Source organism: Treponema sp. B152 (assembly GCF_024181665.1).
Taxonomy (GTDB): Bacteria; Spirochaetota; Spirochaetia; order Treponematales; family Treponemataceae; genus Treponema_B; species Treponema_B denticola.
The window spans coordinates 1,354,074-1,368,971 of record NZ_CP058668.1 but is presented as its reverse complement, the minus strand read 5'-3'; the positions used below and the strand labels follow the sequence as shown (position 1 = coordinate 1,368,971).

Below are 14,898 nucleotides of genomic sequence, written 5' to 3'. Positions count from 1 at the left end.
ATGGATTTAAAAAAAGAAAACGAACACAAACATGAGCACAGCCATGAAGAACATCATGACCACCATGAGCATGAACATCACGAACATAGCCACGATGAACATTGCTCTTGTGGGCATGAACACCACGACCACCATGAACATGATCATCATGGACACGGCCATCAAGAGCATAAGCACGATGAACATTGCAGTTGTGGACATGAACACCACGGCCACCATGAACATGATCATCATGGACACGATCATCACGAGTATAAGCACGATGAACATTGCTCTTGTGGGCATGAACACCACGACTACCATGAACATGATCATCATGGACACGATCATCACGAGCATAAGCACGATGAACATTGCTCTTGTGGGCATGAACACCACGACCACCATGAACATGATCACCATGGACACGGCCATCACGATCATCACGAACATAGCCACGATGAACATTGTTCCTGTGGACATGACCACCACGACCATCACGGGCACGATCATTCAGGCTGTGGCTGCGAACATCATCACGGCTCTTTAAAAGAGATGGTAGTACAATTCGGTATTTCGGCCTTGTTTTTTGTCGGAGGTATTTTTACCCGTATTTTTTTTGCGGAAGCCGGAATACAAATTAAGAATTTTTATGCAGCTTTTTCGACGGTTTTATTTGTCATAGCTTGGCTGATAGCAGGCTACAAAGTTTTGTTGACTTCGGTAAAAAATATTTTAAAAGGTCAAGTTTTTGATGAAAATTTTTTGATGTCTGTTGCAACAATCGGAGCTTTTATTTTAGGCGACTGGACCGAGGGTGCAGCGGTTATGCTCTTTTACAATTTAGGCGAGGTGGTACAGCACTCGGCCGTCGAAAAATCGAGGCGCTCAATCATAGATCTTATGGACCTCCGCCCGGACTTTGCCCGCCTTTATGATTCCGATTCTAAAGAAAAACTTGTAGATCCTGCAAGCGTAAAAATCGGTTCCCTGGTTCTTGTAAAAGCAGGTGAAAAAATCCCCTTGGACGGCGTAATTTATGAAGGAAGTGCCGAACTTGATACCTCATCCATGACGGGAGAAAGCCTTCCGCGTACTGCAGAAAAAGGCAGCCCCGTACTTGCAGGTTTTGTAAATTTAACGGGGGTTATAACGGTAAAGACAACAGCTTCTTTAGAAAATACCGCTGCCTCAAAGATGCTTGAGCTGATTGAGTCCGCACAAAACAGAAAGGCTAGGGTAGAACGGTTTATTACCTCCTTTGCAAAGGTTTACACTCCGATAGTTACGATAGGAGCGGTTCTTCTTTCGGTTTTACCGCCTCTTTTAAGTGCTCTTATTTTTTCATCGCCTATTAACGGCTGGGAAAGTTTTGCCCCATGGATTTCACGCGGCCTTGTATTTTTGGTAATCTCCTGTCCTTGTGCCTTTGTTATTTCGGTTCCGCTGGGCTATTTCGGCGGAATAGGAGGAGCTGCAAAACGAGGTATACTGATTAAAGGTGCCGATTACATAGATTCTCTTTCAAAGGCCGATGCCGTCGTCTTCGACAAAACGGGAACTCTTACCAAGGGTGTTCTAAAGGTTATGACCTTAATGCCTGCGGAAAATGTAGAAAAATATGAGTTTTTAAAATTGGCCGCCCTTGCCGAATTCAATTCTCATCATCCTATAGCTAAAGCTATTCAAGATTGTGCCCTAGTTAATTTGTCCGAAGAGGTAACGAAGACTTTTCCAAATGCCGAGCTTACAGAATATTACGAAAAGGCAGGAAAAGGCATCTCGGTAAATTACAAGGGAAAGAGCCTTTTAGCCGGAAAAAATTCCTTTATAAGCGAAAACATAGGAAAGGAAATTCCTTTATATGGAGATGAGATAGGCGGAACTCAAGTTTATGCCGCTTATGATGGCAAGTACATCGGCTGCTTGATTTTAACCGATACGCTTAAAAATGAAGCTAGGGAAGCTATATCCGATTTAAATAAATTGGGGCTTTCAAGGGTAGAAATACTTACCGGCGATAATGAAAAATCGGCCAAAAAGATTGCAGAAGATTTGGGTATAAAAAATTACACCTCAATGCTTTTACCCCATGAAAAGGTTTCAAGGTTCGAGGAAATTTCCGATGAAGTAAAAGCAAAGAATAAGAAGGCTTCTGTTATCTTTGTAGGAGACGGTATAAACGATGCTCCCGTATTGGCGCGCTCGGATGCAGGTATAGCTATGGGAGGCATAGGAAGCGATGCTGCCATTGAGGCGGCTGATGTTGTTCTTATGAACGATAATCCCCGTCTTGTAGCTGCGGCCGTAAAACATGCAAGGTTTACCCGAAAAATAGTTTGGCAAAATATAGCTTTGGCCTTTGGTATAAAAATCGGCTTTTTAACCTTGGGCGCTCTCGGTCTTGCAAACCTTTGGGCTGCTGTTTTTGCCGATGTCGGAGTTGCCTTATTGGCCGTATTTAATTCTTTAAGAGCAAAAAGATAGCTCAATATTGATAAATTACAAAATTAAAAAAAACCGGCTCAGCTTTTAACTTGGCTCAGGGCCGGTTTATCTTAATAGCCCTTTGTTTTCCTCATTTTACTTATTTATATTCATAATAAATCAAATTGTTATCTTGCAGAATTTAAAGAAAAGGTTTAAAATTGATATAATAAACAAAGGAGAAAGTTTTTATGGAAAAAGTTAATGTTCCCCATCCGCCAAAAAAGATTTTAGTTTTTGATCTATTTACCAATCTTGGTTGGATTGCCGGTAATTTTTTTACTTCTATTTTTGTCGGAAGTTCATCTAATTTGAAGGCTGTTGTGAGCTCAAAGGTCTTTATAATAGGTATTCTGATTGCCGTTTTAAGTCCCGTCGTAAAACAAAAACTTTTTTTCCCTGCAATTATAAACTGGGAAGAAAATCCTGAAAAAGCAAAGAAAAACATCCTAAGGTATGAAACTTTTTTATTGGTCATACCGTTGCTGTTTACCGCTATCGTTCCCCTTATATCTTTGGAAATTGGAATTATTGATAAAACCGGTTTATTTTTATCTTCTCTTTTTAGTACTATAGGGAATATATTCTTGTTGGGTACTATATTTTCTTCAAGTACTATTAGAGCTTTTGAAAAATGGGTTTCCTTTATTCCTGTCGAAGAAAAATACCTGTCGTTTTCAATGATAAAAAAAGTTACTATTGCAAGTATTACTTGTATTATAGCCGTTATTCTTCTTGTACTTGCTCCTATTGTCCGTTTTGAAAATCAGAATATTTATAAAAGACTTATAAATTCCGTTTTACCTTTGTTCATTTACGGTTTAATTTTATCGGTGCTAAGTTTAGGGATTATTGTCAAATCTATCGAAGTTAGAATTTTTTTGATTCAAAGAATAATAAAGGATCTGGCTGATGGAAATTATAAGAGGGAACCTGTTGCAAGCTGGAACAGGGATGAGATAGCTCTTTTACTGGTGGATATCGGTAAGCTTTTGACTTTTAACAAAACTTTTATAAAGGAGCTTAATGAAAGTGTAGGCCTTTCAGGAGATACGGCCGAATTTCTTTTGTCAAATATGGATAAAACATCCGAGTCAGTCAGAAAAATAACCGATAATATTTCTTCAGCCAGAAATCATATCCAAGATCAATCTTCAGGTGTTGTAAAGATGCAGGGGACCTTAAATCAAATGGCCTCAGGTATAGAAAAATTAGGAAAGAATATTGAAAGTCAGTCTGCAGCCGTTACGGAATCCGTTTCAACGATAGAAGAAATGGTTTCCAATATTCAGTCCGTAACAAAAACCGTAAAAGAAAATGTCGACTCCATCGAAAAACTAAATGCTTCTGCCGAATCAGGCAATCAAGCCGTTTCGACCGCACACACTATAGCAAAAAATATTACCGATGATTCGGATGGACTTTTGGAGGCTTCTAATGTTATTCAGCATATTGCAAGTCAAACAAACCTTCTTGCAATGAATGCGGCTATTGAGGCTGCTCATGCGGGAGAGTCGGGAAAGGGCTTTGCCGTAGTTGCTGACGAAATCAGAAAACTGGCTGAAGAATCAAGTACTCAAGGAAAAACAATTACAACCGTATTAAATAATCTCAAAACTAAGATTGAAGAGCTTAATTCTGCCGCCGAGACTACGGAAGTGCAATTTGCCGAAATAATGAAAATTCTTTCGACGGTAAATGACGGAAGCAGCTCTATAATGCATGCTATGACAGAGCAAAGTTCCGGAAGCAGTCAAGTTTTGGATGCCATAAAAGAAATAAGCGATATAACTTATGATGTAAAAAGCGGTTCCTTGGAAATACTTAAAGGAAATACTGAGGTCAGCAAAGAAATTTCAAAACTGGTAGAAATTTCTAAACTGATAAACCAAGGTATGGATGGTATAGGAAACGATACCGGACAAATAAATGAAATTATAACTCAGGTAAGCGGAATAAGCGAAAAGAACGAAGAGGCTGTCACTAAGGTTATGAAGTACCTGTCTCAACTAAGTTTTTAAGCTTACCAAATCTATACCAAATAAACTTTTGACCGCCCTCTTAAAGTTTTCGGGAAGGGGGGCGGTAATCTCCTTTGGTAAGTCGTCTAAAAACGGTTCCGAAAATATTAACTTATAGGCATGTAAAAAATATGTAGTTTTTTTTGATAAATCTTCAGAAAATGCTTTTTTTTGTTTTGAGCCGTATTTTTTATCGTTTAAAAGGGGAGTGCCGAACTGAGAGCATTGCATTCTTATTTGGTGCTTCCTTCCGGTTATAAGATTAAAAAGAACAAGGCTTAAATTTTCTTTTTTTGAAAAATCAAGAACTCTTATAAGACAAAGACATTCTTTTCCGTCGATTGAGCTTTTAAATTCGTTTAAAGAAGGACGCCCCTCAGTTATTCCGATGTAAAATTTACCTATCTTTCCTTCCTGCAGGGCCCTTGAAAATTCTTGGGCTCCTTTTAAACTTTGAGAAAAGGCTAGAATTCCGCTTGTATCCTTATCCAGTCTATGCAGGGCTCCTACTTTAAAGGAAAGACTTTTTTCTTTTGACGGAAAATATTTTAAAACAGCCTCACAAAGACTTTTTTCTCCATGTACAAGCTCTCCGGATCTTTTGTTTATAAAGAGTAAATCATCGGTTTTTAATAGGACATCAGGTTTTAAAATTGCAGAATTTACTTGTTCTTCGTAGGCGGGTGCAGTTAAGCCGAATAGGCTCAAATCCATTGAAATTTCATCGCCTTTTTGGGTTAAGTAGGCTCCGTTTTCTTTTTTACCGTTGACCCTTATCTTCCCTCTGCGTATTGCCGAATATACGCCGGAAAGGGGCATCTTTCCTAAAAATTTTCGTATTACACGGTCCAGTCTCCTGCCTGAATCATCTTCGCCTATATAAAAAATCTTATTTTCTTTACTCATTTATACATTATATACCATTTACAGACTTGACAAAAGAGCTATTTTGTAGAGAATTAAAGATATGTTGGAAGCGATGTATAAAATGCAGTGGATTATGTTTTTTTCTAATCCGATTTTTTTGTCCGCTATAACAAGCTGGATGATGAGTCAGATTATAAAGACTATTTTTGCATTATTTAATGCCTCAATAAAGACCCCTATAGATTTTTTTGAGCTGGTGTTTTGGCGTACCGGCGGAATGCCTTCAAGTCACTCCGCTCTTGTAGCATCTTTAACCGTCAGCATAGGTATAAGGCAGGGGTTTGATTCGGATCTTTTTATTTTTGCCTGTTTTATGTCACTTATAGTTATAAGGGATGCTGTAGGCGTAAGAAGGTCCAGCGGTTTGCAGGCTAAGGCTCTAAATGACCTCGGTGCAAAGTTTGCCGAAAAGAATGAAGGGTATCATTTTAGGGCCGTAAGGGAAATCCAAGGACACAAGCCCGTTGAAGCTGTTGCCGGCATTATTCTTGGTATAATCACATCAATATTATTTGCTTATTTTGGATAAGAGCTATGAATCAGCCTAAAAAATACATCTTCTGTTTTGATATTATTGCAGGTTTTTTATTGATTTTCTCTTTTTTCTTGTTAATATTTGTTCCGATGAGCTCAATGTCTACATTGTGGAAGGACTACCGTGTCCTTTTTTTACCCATGGAAGTAGATGAACCTGCAATTTTACAGGCAGCCGAAGAACACGGTATTACGGGGATAATTTCTTCTCAAACCATAGAAACCCGTTTTTCGGATTTGGAAGAACAAGGTTATACCGGCTATCCCTTTACCGATAAGGAGCGTTACACTCAGTGGTTCGTAAATGATCAGGAAAATATAAGATATATGTATATTCCATCCGATAAGCATATAACTAAGGACTTTTTTAGATTTTTAAAGAAAAATACCGGGTATTTTTTTATAGAAAACGATACTTCTTTTTCGGCCTTTCAGTTTTTTATTGCTTTAATATTTTTTGCAGTATCTTTTTTTTATACAAGCCGTAAAAAAAATTATTTTTCTGCAGCCTTTCCCTTTGTTATTTACGCAGCCTTTCAGAGGGGAATTTTAGCTCTTTCTTCCTCAATTATAATTATGTATACTCTTGCGTTTTGGATGGAAGCCATAGGTTCCTCTTTAAAATTTACAAGAGAACAGCTTGTGTCCAGAATCAAAAAAAATCCTCTTTTAGTTTTTTTCCCCTTTGTTGCTTTGATAATTGCAAAATTCAACAGTAATATTTCGCTTGTTCTTTTTGTCTTTGCAATATCGGCTTCAGCCTCTTTTACATACATCATTGAAAGGTTTAGTTTTTTTGCTGAAGAGAAGATGGATACGCAAAAAATTCATAAAACAATACGGGCCTATGTGATGAATCCGCAATCTATCGCAAAATTTTGGCATACAAGGCATTTGTTTGTCGTTTCTTCTTGTGCCCTTTTTTCTATTGTCTTTTCAGCCTTGTTTTTATATTTCAGTTTTAATAAAACCATAAAGGCATATCAAAATACCCTATATCTGCCTATGCCTGAGGCCTCGGTCGGAATTCCCGGCTTTTCAAAAAAGGCCTTTGATGAATTAAAAAAAATAAGGACGGGAGATGACCTTCCTGATCTTGGAAACCTTATTTCGGATACATGGAATGCAAAGGTTATTCCCTTTACCCGCCTGGGTCTTTCTCCTCAAGAAAATGACAGGGTCAGTTTTAACGATTTTTCCGTAGATGAAAACGGTGTAGTTACGGAACAAGACGGCCTTGTATTCAATTTTGATGATGAGTTTATAAAAAGCGTTATTTCTTTTAGGACCAGCCCTTCTATCGAAGACCTGCTTTACAGTCAGGGAAGGTTTATTACGGCTTCTTATGCACCTAAGAAATTTCCGCTTAACCGTTATAATAGTGCAGCATTGCTTGTTGCCCTTGTTTCGGCTATAATGCCGTTAATGATTATATTATTGAGAGTGTTTGAAAAATGACGGAATTTTTAAGATTTAAACGGGGTAAAGAAGTTTTAGAATATCCTAAGCTGCCTGCCTCGTTTGAGGGCAATGCTTTTTTACCTCAAAAGGCCTTTATACCTATAGCTTTTGATTCTAAAAAGCGCCCGGAAACCCTTGTTATGAAAGGAGAGACCGTAAAAGAAGGTCAAATTATAGCCCGTACTGAGGAACCTTTTTCGGTCGGCATATACTCTTCTATTCCCGGAATTTTATATGATTTTATTGACTTTACCCTTCCGGACGGAAAGCATATTCATGCTGCAGCCGTAAAACTTGAAGGGGCTTTTGATATTTTAGGCCGCCCATCTGCCGATTATCCGTGGAGGACTTCTTCTAATTCCGAAATTGTTCGAGCAATAGGTTATTCCGGAATTTTAAATACGGCTGATTTTTCAACAGTGCCCCTTATTTATCAGGTAAGAAATGCTTTAAAAAAGGAAGAGGCCGATATCTATATAAACCTTTTCGATAAGGACCCTTCTTCAGGTATTGATTCAATCTTGTTTGATCATTTTTTTGAAGATGTTGCAGAGGGGCTTGGTATAATGGCGAAAATCCTCAATGCTGCTTCTGTCACCTGTATTCATAAGTTGGCAAAAAAAGATCTTTACAAGTTAGAGCAAATTTCAGAAACTTGTGAGCCTTTTTGTAGGGTAAAATTTATAAATGCATCTAATGATTATCCCTTTGTTCAAAAAAATTATTTTGCAAATAAGGAAAATCCTTTTTTAATAGATATTCCTACTGCTATGTATACATATGAGGTTGTAAGAACAAATAATCCTATAACCTCTGTTTATGTTCTTGTAACGGGTAAGGCTATCAATGAACCCAAGGTCTTAAAGGTTAAGATAGGGACACCTATAGGAAATCTTATAGAAGAGTGTGGAGGCTTTAAAACCGTGCCGGCACAAATTATATTGAACGGGCTTATCGGCGGAATATCTGCCGATACTTTGGATATACCTGTAACGAGTACCTTAAAATCAATTCATATTCCGGGGAAGGATAGTATAAAAAAACACTCTATAGAAGAGTGCATAAATTGCGGTTTATGTTTTAATTCTTGTCCTCTATATTTGGAACCTAAAAAAATAGTCGAATCCATTGAAGCTGAGGACTTAAACGAGGACATTTTAAAACAAATAAAGATTTGCAGCGGTTGTGCTTGTTGTTCTTCCTGCTGCCCTTCAAGGATTCCCCTGTGTTCCATTATTTTAGAGATGTCAAAAAAAATTAAAAAAGGAAATCTTTTATGAAATCTTATTCTAACTTGTCTTTGACGGCAGCTCCATTTGTGTATACACGCCTTCCCATTTTTAAAATTAATATTGTCGTTTTATCTCTTTTAGGTATCCAAATTTTGATTTTGGCGCTGAGTGCCGACCTTTATGCTCTGTTAAATATTTTTGTTGCCGTTATGGGCGTATTATTTGTAGAAAATTTACTTAGATACTTGGCTTCTTCAAAATTCGGTTTATCCCTCGAAATGATAATTTCAGGTCTGCTGATAGGTTTCTTTATGCCTACGGGTATAGGATTTGTTTTTGTTTTTATTTTAAGTGCTTTTTCGGTATTTATTGTAAAAACCGTGTTCGGCGGAACAGGGCGAAATTGGCTGAACCCTGTTGCTTTTGCAGTCTGTGCTGCATATATTTCCCGGCCGGAGGCCTTTCCGCCGCTGATTTCAGATTTTTCACTCTTAGCTGAAAAAGGCAGTTTTTTTGCCGTGATGGAGGCAAACGGCCTTTTAAAACTTAAAACGGATTTTACCGTTACCTCTGCTCTTAATTCCATTTTATTACACGGTGTAGGCGTAACCCTTCCTGAAGGCTATATAAGCCTCTTTTTAAATTCTACATCATCAATACCTGCTTTCCGTTACAATATAGTTACATTGGTGTCGTCGATAATACTGTTTTCTATCAGGGCTGTGGATTATATTCTTCCTGCGTTTTTTTTGGCAACCTATGCTGTTTTAGTTTGGATTTTCGGAATGATCCCTGTTTCAAATATTTATTTTACGGGAGACATACTGTCGGCTGTTTTAACGGGCGGCATTTTATTTGCAGCCTTTTTTGTTATGACGGAGCCTGCATCTTCTCCCAAAACCAAATATGGAAAGGCTATGATCGGTTTTTTTACAGGAGTTTTTGCCTTTTTTATATGTGCCCATGGAGCATCGCCTGCAGGAATATTCTTTGCCATAATCCTCGGCAATATAATTTCTCCTCTTATCGAAAGACTTGAGATAAAAATACAGGCTAAAAAAAGGAGTCTTTATGAATAATTCGAATGTAGAAAAAATAAAAAAACACCTCCTCCTTTTTGCTTTTTTTATTGCATCGGGACTTATATTGTGGGGAAGCGGTTATATAATTTCAGGACTTAAAAACGATGCCTATTTACAGGATGCAGACTATATTTTAAAAAACTCTCCGCTTTGTTCGAAACATCAAGGTGTAGAATTTATAAAAACCTTAAAACCTTCTTCGCTAAATATGAATTTTTGTAATGCGGTTTTTGAAGTCAAGATGAAGGAGAAAAAAGGCTATGCCGCTTTTATAAATATGAGCGGAAAATACGGAATATATCAAGGAATGTTTCTCTACTTTAAAGAGGAAAGACAATGCTTTTTTTGCGGTTTGGGGGGAGGAATTGCCGATAGACCGGCTATATATTACGGCATAATCCCTTTGAGTATAAGCATTTCCGAGCAAAAATTAGCCTCTGCCTTTGAACGGCTTGAGATAAACAATAAGGAGAAAAAATAAATGGCTGCAAATAAGAAGTTGATCGTCTTTCTTTTCGGTTTATGCCCCATAATTCCTGCTGCTTCAAATTTTGCATACGGAATTGTCTTAACCGTTTCATTGTGGGTTATCTTTTTTTTGGGAATTTTAGGAAATTATGTAGGGAAGCTGATAGATATTAACCGTTTTAACTATGTGTTTGTAAGTATATTTATGATTACCGGTACGGCTTTGGTCAATGCCTTGCTGGAAGGTATATTACCTATAATACACGGCCCCCTTCAAGTATATACGTATATATTAACCTTTTCCTACATTATTTTTTTGGGCCTAAAACAATATTATGAAGACTCTGAATCATTGGATTTACCTATATGGTATTCCGTCTTGATTTTGAGTTTATCTGCTTTAAGGGAATTTTTTGCTTTCGGCTCGCTTTCTTTTCCTGTTTCATCGGGTTTTTTATCGCTTCGGCTGCCTTATTTTTCAAATCATCCTCTATTCCGTTTTTTAGGGACCACTGCCGGAGCCTTTATTATCCTCGGGCTTATAATATGGATTTATTTTTCCGTTACAAAAGAATTGCCGGCTGTTAAGATGGGAGAGGAAGAATGAGTCTGATTATATTTTATACCTTTGTATCTTCGATTGTTTTTGTATATGGAATAGGTTTGGAATGCCTCTATATCTATCTTGAAAACCCAAAAAAAGTATATGCATTTTTTATTAAAAATGTCATAGTAGTTTTGATATCGGTTAGTCTGGTTTGGGCTTTATGCCGTTATATTTTAAACCCTCTTGGTGCCGGTTTTCTTCTCCCTGTTTTGACTATAAGTTTTTTAGAGGTATTGAATTTGATTTTTAAGCTTGTATGGCCTAAGTTTAGCGGTTTAAAACCTGAAGAAAAGATTTTTAGCTGGGGACTCGTATTTTTTTGCCTTTATCAGGCATCTACATATCGAGAATGTCTCGCTTTGATTTTTTCGGGTTTTTTTAGTCTTTTTGTGTTTTTGTTTGTTCTAAATGCAATAAAGCAAAAAACAGCGGATAAAGAATCTTTTACCGAATGGAAAAAAGCGTCTCTATTTTTGATAAGCATGGGGCTGATGTTATCGGCTTTTTATCTTACTGATCTATCGCCCTTTTTTTAATTTTTAACCGTTTTTGAAAAGTATTACAGGATTGACAAGGCTTTGTTTATAATTTATAATTGAACCATTGTAAAAATGTAAAGGGGTTTTTGTGGAAAAGAACAGTAAAAAAAAACTGGAGATATGTTTTGCCGTTCATGCAGACTATAACGTAATTGATGAGTTTTCAAAAGAAGATTATACTCAAGACTACAAAGATTTTTTTTCAAGCTTATATGCTTCTCCTTCTATTCCCTTTACTCTTGTCTTTAGCGGTAGATTTTTAGAATGGATACAGCGTAAAAACCCCTCCTTTTTTGATGTTATTTACGAAATGCACAATAGAAAACAAGTCGAGATTTTGGGAAATGCCTTTTATGAGCCATTTATCTCGATGATTCCTTCATCCGACCTCATAGGGCAGATAGAGTACATGACTGATACTTTGCGTAAACATTCTTATAAGAGGCCCCGCGGTATGTATCTGCCCTATTTTGCATGGAATCCCAATATTCTTCCCAATTTACAAAAATGCGGAATGGAGTATTGCCTTCTTGATTTCCGTTTTTTTATTAAGGCCGGCTTAAATGCATTTGCTCCGGTTTGTATGGAAGACGGCGGAAAAATATTATTCGGTATTCCTTCTACTTATGAATTTGAAAATACCGATTTGCAGCCGGCAGCCTTTTATGACTTATTATGCAATTATGCAAGTGTAGTTACCGAAACAAGCGTTGTCGTCTTCTTATCCGTAGAAACAGCAGTTCGATTTTTAGACAAATCAAAGGGCAAAAAATCGTGGATGGAGGAATTTCTTGAACGTATTTCGTCTCCCGACTCCGTTATTTCGCTCACTCATACCGGACAAATAATTAAAAATAAAAGAATATATCAAAAAGGCTTTATATCCTCAAATGCAATATTTTCAAATCAACTTGTAAACAGCTCCGTAAAACAGCTTCTAGCCAATAAACCCAATGTCTATGCCATGTATGCAAAGATGATCTATGTCCATAGTCTTGTAAACCAGGTGCGTGGTGATAAGGCCCGCAAAAATAATTCCTCATTGGATTTGTGGAAGGCTGAAAGCGGAATACTTTTTAATTTGGATTGTAAAAATAAAAAATATAACAGAGATTTAAGGCAGTACTGCTACAGAAATCTGCTTTTAGCCGAAAAGCAGACTCGAATCCCCGGTGTTTTTGCAGATTCTTTAACCAGTTTGGATTTTGATTTGGATGGCATTAAGGAGTTTATATCCCAGCGGGAACATCTTAATATGTATATTCACGCTCTAGGCGGAAAGATTTTTGAGATGGATGTATTTTCCGCCTATAAAAACTATGCAGATATCTGCTCCGAAGAGACCGGCTTATTTGTAGACCATCTTATATCTTCGGATGAGCTTGAAACAATTAGAAAGGGGGACTTTAAGTCTGCTGTTGCCAAGCCGGTTTTTTGCGAAAATCTTTATCAGGATGTAAAATTTGACAGGGTTAAATTTGAGCTTCTAATGAAAACCGAAGGAAGCTTCCGCAGTTTTAATCAATTGGTATCCTTGCGCAAACAATACAGCTTCAATGATCAGGGTGTCCAAGTTCAATATATTTTAAAAAATGAAAGTCCCTTTAATCTTTCAGCTTATTTTATGGTGGAAATAGACCTGTCCGTAAGCCCTATTGAAAAAAAACTTGCAAGCGTTTCAGTTTATGCAGATGATCAAAAATATGAGGCTTCTCAAGAAAAAAATACCTTTTCAAAGGTTTCTTGGGTTCAGATAACGGAACCTGAAGGGAAGACTGTCTTTACCATAGAATCTAATGAGGCTGCAGAGTGTATTATTCTTCCCATATACGAGAAAATCTCTGAGGCAAAAAATCCTATTATGGGAATAAGAAATCTGTTTTTTTGGAAGGTCGATTTAAATTCCGGATTTGAAACGGAAAAGCTTCTTTTCTTTAAGGTAGATGCAAAAAAAGCGGGAAAAGAAAAATAAAGCCCTCTATCCCTCTTGACCGCAAGGCTTTACTTACGTAAACTGTAAGTATGGGACGCGCTTTGGCTTATATGCTTTATATATTGGCATTGGCAATAGAAATACTCAGAGTTCTCTTGTTTACTTATATTGAAAAGGCTCAGCCTTGGCCCTTAAGTATTGTTGATTGGATTGCCTTCGTTTTTTTATGTATGCCGGCCGTGTTTTTCTTTTTATTATTACATCAAGAAAAAGATTTTCACCAGCTTTTAAGGATTATTGCCGGTATTAAATTTTTATCCATTATTGCGGCATGGTTTTTTTTGATAAAAACTGCACGTTTTGTAAGCCTTACGGATTGGACTGCCGATGCGTTTATTTTCCAAACTCGGGTAACAAGGTTATTTTTGTATATTGATACTTTGATATTAATTTTATGCTTAAAAAGGGAGAGGTCTTTATGCAAATAATTCCTATTGCCAGCGGAAAGGGCGGTGTGGGTAAAAGTCTTATAGCTGCAAATCTTGCAATTGCATTGGGGCAGGCCGGTAAGAGGGTAGCCTTGGCCGACCTTGATTTGGGAGCTTCAAACCTGCACTTAGTTTTAGGCGTTCAAGGACGCAAAAACGGCATAGGCACTTTTTTAACAAAGGCAGCCGAATTTAAAGATATAATAATCGACACGGATTATGAAAATGTAAGATTTGTCCCGGGAGATTCCGAAATTCCCGGCTTTGCCGCTTTAAAAATATATCAGCGTAACTCTTTGGTAAAAGAGCTTTTAAAACTCGATGCCGATTTTTTGATTTTGGATTTAGGTGCCGGAACTCACTTAGGCATCTTAGACTTTTTTTTACTGTCCCCGCAAGGAATAATAATTACATCCCCTTCGGTAACCTCTACTCTTGATGCCTATGTGTTTTTAAAAAACATTGTGTTTAGGATGATGTGTTCTTCATTTCCTGCAAAGTCTAATGGCGGTGTTTTTTTTGAAAAACTAAAAAATGATGTTCCCGGAATGCAGCGTCTTTATATCCCGACAATAACGCAAGAGTTAATGACTATTGACCCTGACAATACCAAAAAGTTTTTAAGCAAATTTTCACATTTTAAACCCCGCATTATAATGAACATGATGGATGATCCAAAGGATGCGGAGAAGGCTATGAAGATACGCCGTTCTGCTAAGCAGTACCTAAATATTGATCTTGAGCATCTGGGTGTAATATATACGGATGCCGTTCAGGATAAGGCTCTTGCGTCAAGGCTTCCGGTAATCAGGTATAAACCTCAGTCTATGATTTCTCAGGCTATATACCGAATAGCCGATAAACTTATTCAATCTGAAGCCGAAAATTATAGTGGAGAAGACTTTCAAGAATTTTCCGATTATTCTTTTATGTCGGCTGAAGCCGAAGCTGAAACGGACTTTAAGTCTAAAATGGAATATTTGGATGATTTGATAGGAGGAGAGGTCTTGTCTTCGGGTGAAATGAGCGAAATTATAAAATCTCAGCAATTCGAGATAAATGTGCTTAGGAATGAAAATTTATTATTAAAAACAAAAATAGCAAAGGCTCTTAAGCAGGGCTTTAAAGTATAGGAAAAAA

At 37.3% G+C, this 14,898-nt stretch carries 13 protein-coding genes; 12 read left to right on the top strand and 1 reads right to left on the bottom strand.

Annotated elements, in window-relative coordinates; genetic code table 11:
- Both HYB91_RS06370 and HYB91_RS06365 read left to right on the top strand, forming a co-directional pair.
- The gene (locus tag HYB91_RS06370) at positions 1-2,466 is read left to right on the top strand and encodes a heavy metal translocating P-type ATPase (protein WP_253719657.1); all 2,466 of its coding nucleotides are present in this window, start codon (positions 1-3) and stop codon (positions 2,464-2,466) included.
- A gap of 191 nt (positions 2,467-2,657) precedes the next feature.
- Positions 2,658-4,487 carry a methyl-accepting chemotaxis protein gene (locus HYB91_RS06365; RefSeq protein ID WP_002677950.1) on the top strand — a complete coding sequence of 610 codons (1,830 nt, stop codon included), beginning with the start codon at positions 2,658-2,660 and terminating at the stop codon, positions 4,485-4,487.
- Here the strand turns inward: HYB91_RS06365 and HYB91_RS06360 are convergent.
- Entirely contained in the window at positions 4,476-5,393 is a 918-nt protein-coding gene (locus HYB91_RS06360) for a pseudouridine synthase (protein ID WP_002677951.1), read from the bottom strand. The genes HYB91_RS06365 and HYB91_RS06360 overlap by 12 nt on opposite strands.
- A 61-nt stretch (positions 5,394-5,454) precedes the next feature.
- Here HYB91_RS06360 and HYB91_RS06355 point away from each other — a divergent pair, with 61 nt between their 5' ends.
- The 10 genes from HYB91_RS06355 to HYB91_RS06315 all read left to right on the top strand — a co-directional run bounded on the left by HYB91_RS06355 (position 5,455) and on the right by HYB91_RS06315 (position 14,891).
- A complete protein-coding gene (locus HYB91_RS06355) occupies positions 5,455-5,943 on the top strand; it encodes a divergent PAP2 family protein (protein ID WP_002671411.1) in 489 nt (162 codons plus the stop codon).
- Between the two features lie 5 nt (positions 5,944-5,948).
- Entirely contained in the window at positions 5,949-7,406 is a 1,458-nt protein-coding gene (locus tag HYB91_RS06350) for a hypothetical protein (RefSeq protein ID WP_002677952.1), read from the top strand.
- A complete protein-coding gene (locus HYB91_RS06345) occupies positions 7,403-8,689 on the top strand; it encodes an SLBB domain-containing protein (protein ID WP_002677953.1) in 1,287 nt (428 codons plus the stop codon). The genes HYB91_RS06350 and HYB91_RS06345 overlap by 4 nt, the downstream gene beginning before the upstream one ends.
- Positions 8,686-9,720 carry an RnfABCDGE type electron transport complex subunit D gene (locus tag HYB91_RS06340; RefSeq protein WP_002677954.1) on the top strand — a complete coding sequence of 345 codons (1,035 nt, stop codon included), beginning with the start codon at positions 8,686-8,688 and terminating at the stop codon, positions 9,718-9,720. The genes HYB91_RS06345 and HYB91_RS06340 overlap by 4 nt, the downstream gene beginning before the upstream one ends.
- The gene (locus HYB91_RS06335; RefSeq protein WP_002677960.1) at positions 9,713-10,204 is read left to right on the top strand and encodes a hypothetical protein; all 492 of its coding nucleotides are present in this window, start codon (positions 9,713-9,715) and stop codon (positions 10,202-10,204) included. Before HYB91_RS06340 ends, HYB91_RS06335 begins: the two co-directional genes overlap by 8 nt.
- Positions 10,205-10,798, top strand: coding sequence for a hypothetical protein (locus tag HYB91_RS06330; RefSeq protein ID WP_002677962.1), 594 nt, complete (start codon positions 10,205-10,207; stop codon positions 10,796-10,798).
- Entirely contained in the window at positions 10,795-11,334 is a 540-nt protein-coding gene (locus HYB91_RS06325) for a hypothetical protein (protein WP_002677964.1), read from the top strand. Before HYB91_RS06330 ends, HYB91_RS06325 begins: the two co-directional genes overlap by 4 nt.
- 91 nt (positions 11,335-11,425) lie before the next feature.
- Positions 11,426-13,309 carry an alpha-amylase/4-alpha-glucanotransferase domain-containing protein gene (locus HYB91_RS06320; RefSeq protein ID WP_002677966.1) on the top strand — a complete coding sequence of 628 codons (1,884 nt, stop codon included), beginning with the start codon at positions 11,426-11,428 and terminating at the stop codon, positions 13,307-13,309.
- Between the two features lie 50 nt (positions 13,310-13,359).
- Positions 13,360-13,758, top strand: coding sequence for a hypothetical protein (locus tag HYB91_RS12995; protein ID WP_002677970.1), 399 nt, complete (start codon positions 13,360-13,362; stop codon positions 13,756-13,758).
- On the top strand, positions 13,749-14,891 hold the full coding sequence (locus tag HYB91_RS06315) for a nucleotide-binding protein (protein WP_002677971.1): 1,143 nt from the start codon (positions 13,749-13,751) through the stop codon (positions 14,889-14,891). The genes HYB91_RS12995 and HYB91_RS06315 overlap by 10 nt, the downstream gene beginning before the upstream one ends.
- Positions 14,892-14,898: the final 7 nt, after the last annotated feature.

Coding starts and splice junctions, on each gene's coding strand:
- HYB91_RS06370 (WP_253719657.1), top strand. CDS start 1: ATGGATTTAAAAAAAGAAAACGAACACAAACATGAGCACAGCCATGAA.
- HYB91_RS06365 (WP_002677950.1), top strand. CDS start 2,658: ATGGAAAAAGTTAATGTTCCCCATCCGCCAAAAAAGATTTTAGTTTTT.
- HYB91_RS06360 (WP_002677951.1), bottom strand. CDS start 5,393: ATGAGTAAAGAAAATAAGATTTTTTATATAGGCGAAGATGATTCAGGC.
- HYB91_RS06355 (WP_002671411.1), top strand. CDS start 5,455: ATGTTGGAAGCGATGTATAAAATGCAGTGGATTATGTTTTTTTCTAAT.
- HYB91_RS06350 (WP_002677952.1), top strand. CDS start 5,949: ATGAATCAGCCTAAAAAATACATCTTCTGTTTTGATATTATTGCAGGT.
- HYB91_RS06345 (WP_002677953.1), top strand. CDS start 7,403: ATGACGGAATTTTTAAGATTTAAACGGGGTAAAGAAGTTTTAGAATAT.
- HYB91_RS06340 (WP_002677954.1), top strand. CDS start 8,686: ATGAAATCTTATTCTAACTTGTCTTTGACGGCAGCTCCATTTGTGTAT.
- HYB91_RS06335 (WP_002677960.1), top strand. CDS start 9,713: ATGAATAATTCGAATGTAGAAAAAATAAAAAAACACCTCCTCCTTTTT.
- HYB91_RS06330 (WP_002677962.1), top strand. CDS start 10,205: ATGGCTGCAAATAAGAAGTTGATCGTCTTTCTTTTCGGTTTATGCCCC.
- HYB91_RS06325 (WP_002677964.1), top strand. CDS start 10,795: ATGAGTCTGATTATATTTTATACCTTTGTATCTTCGATTGTTTTTGTA.
- HYB91_RS12995 (WP_002677970.1), top strand. CDS start 13,360: ATGGGACGCGCTTTGGCTTATATGCTTTATATATTGGCATTGGCAATA.
- HYB91_RS06315 (WP_002677971.1), top strand. CDS start 13,749: ATGCAAATAATTCCTATTGCCAGCGGAAAGGGCGGTGTGGGTAAAAGT.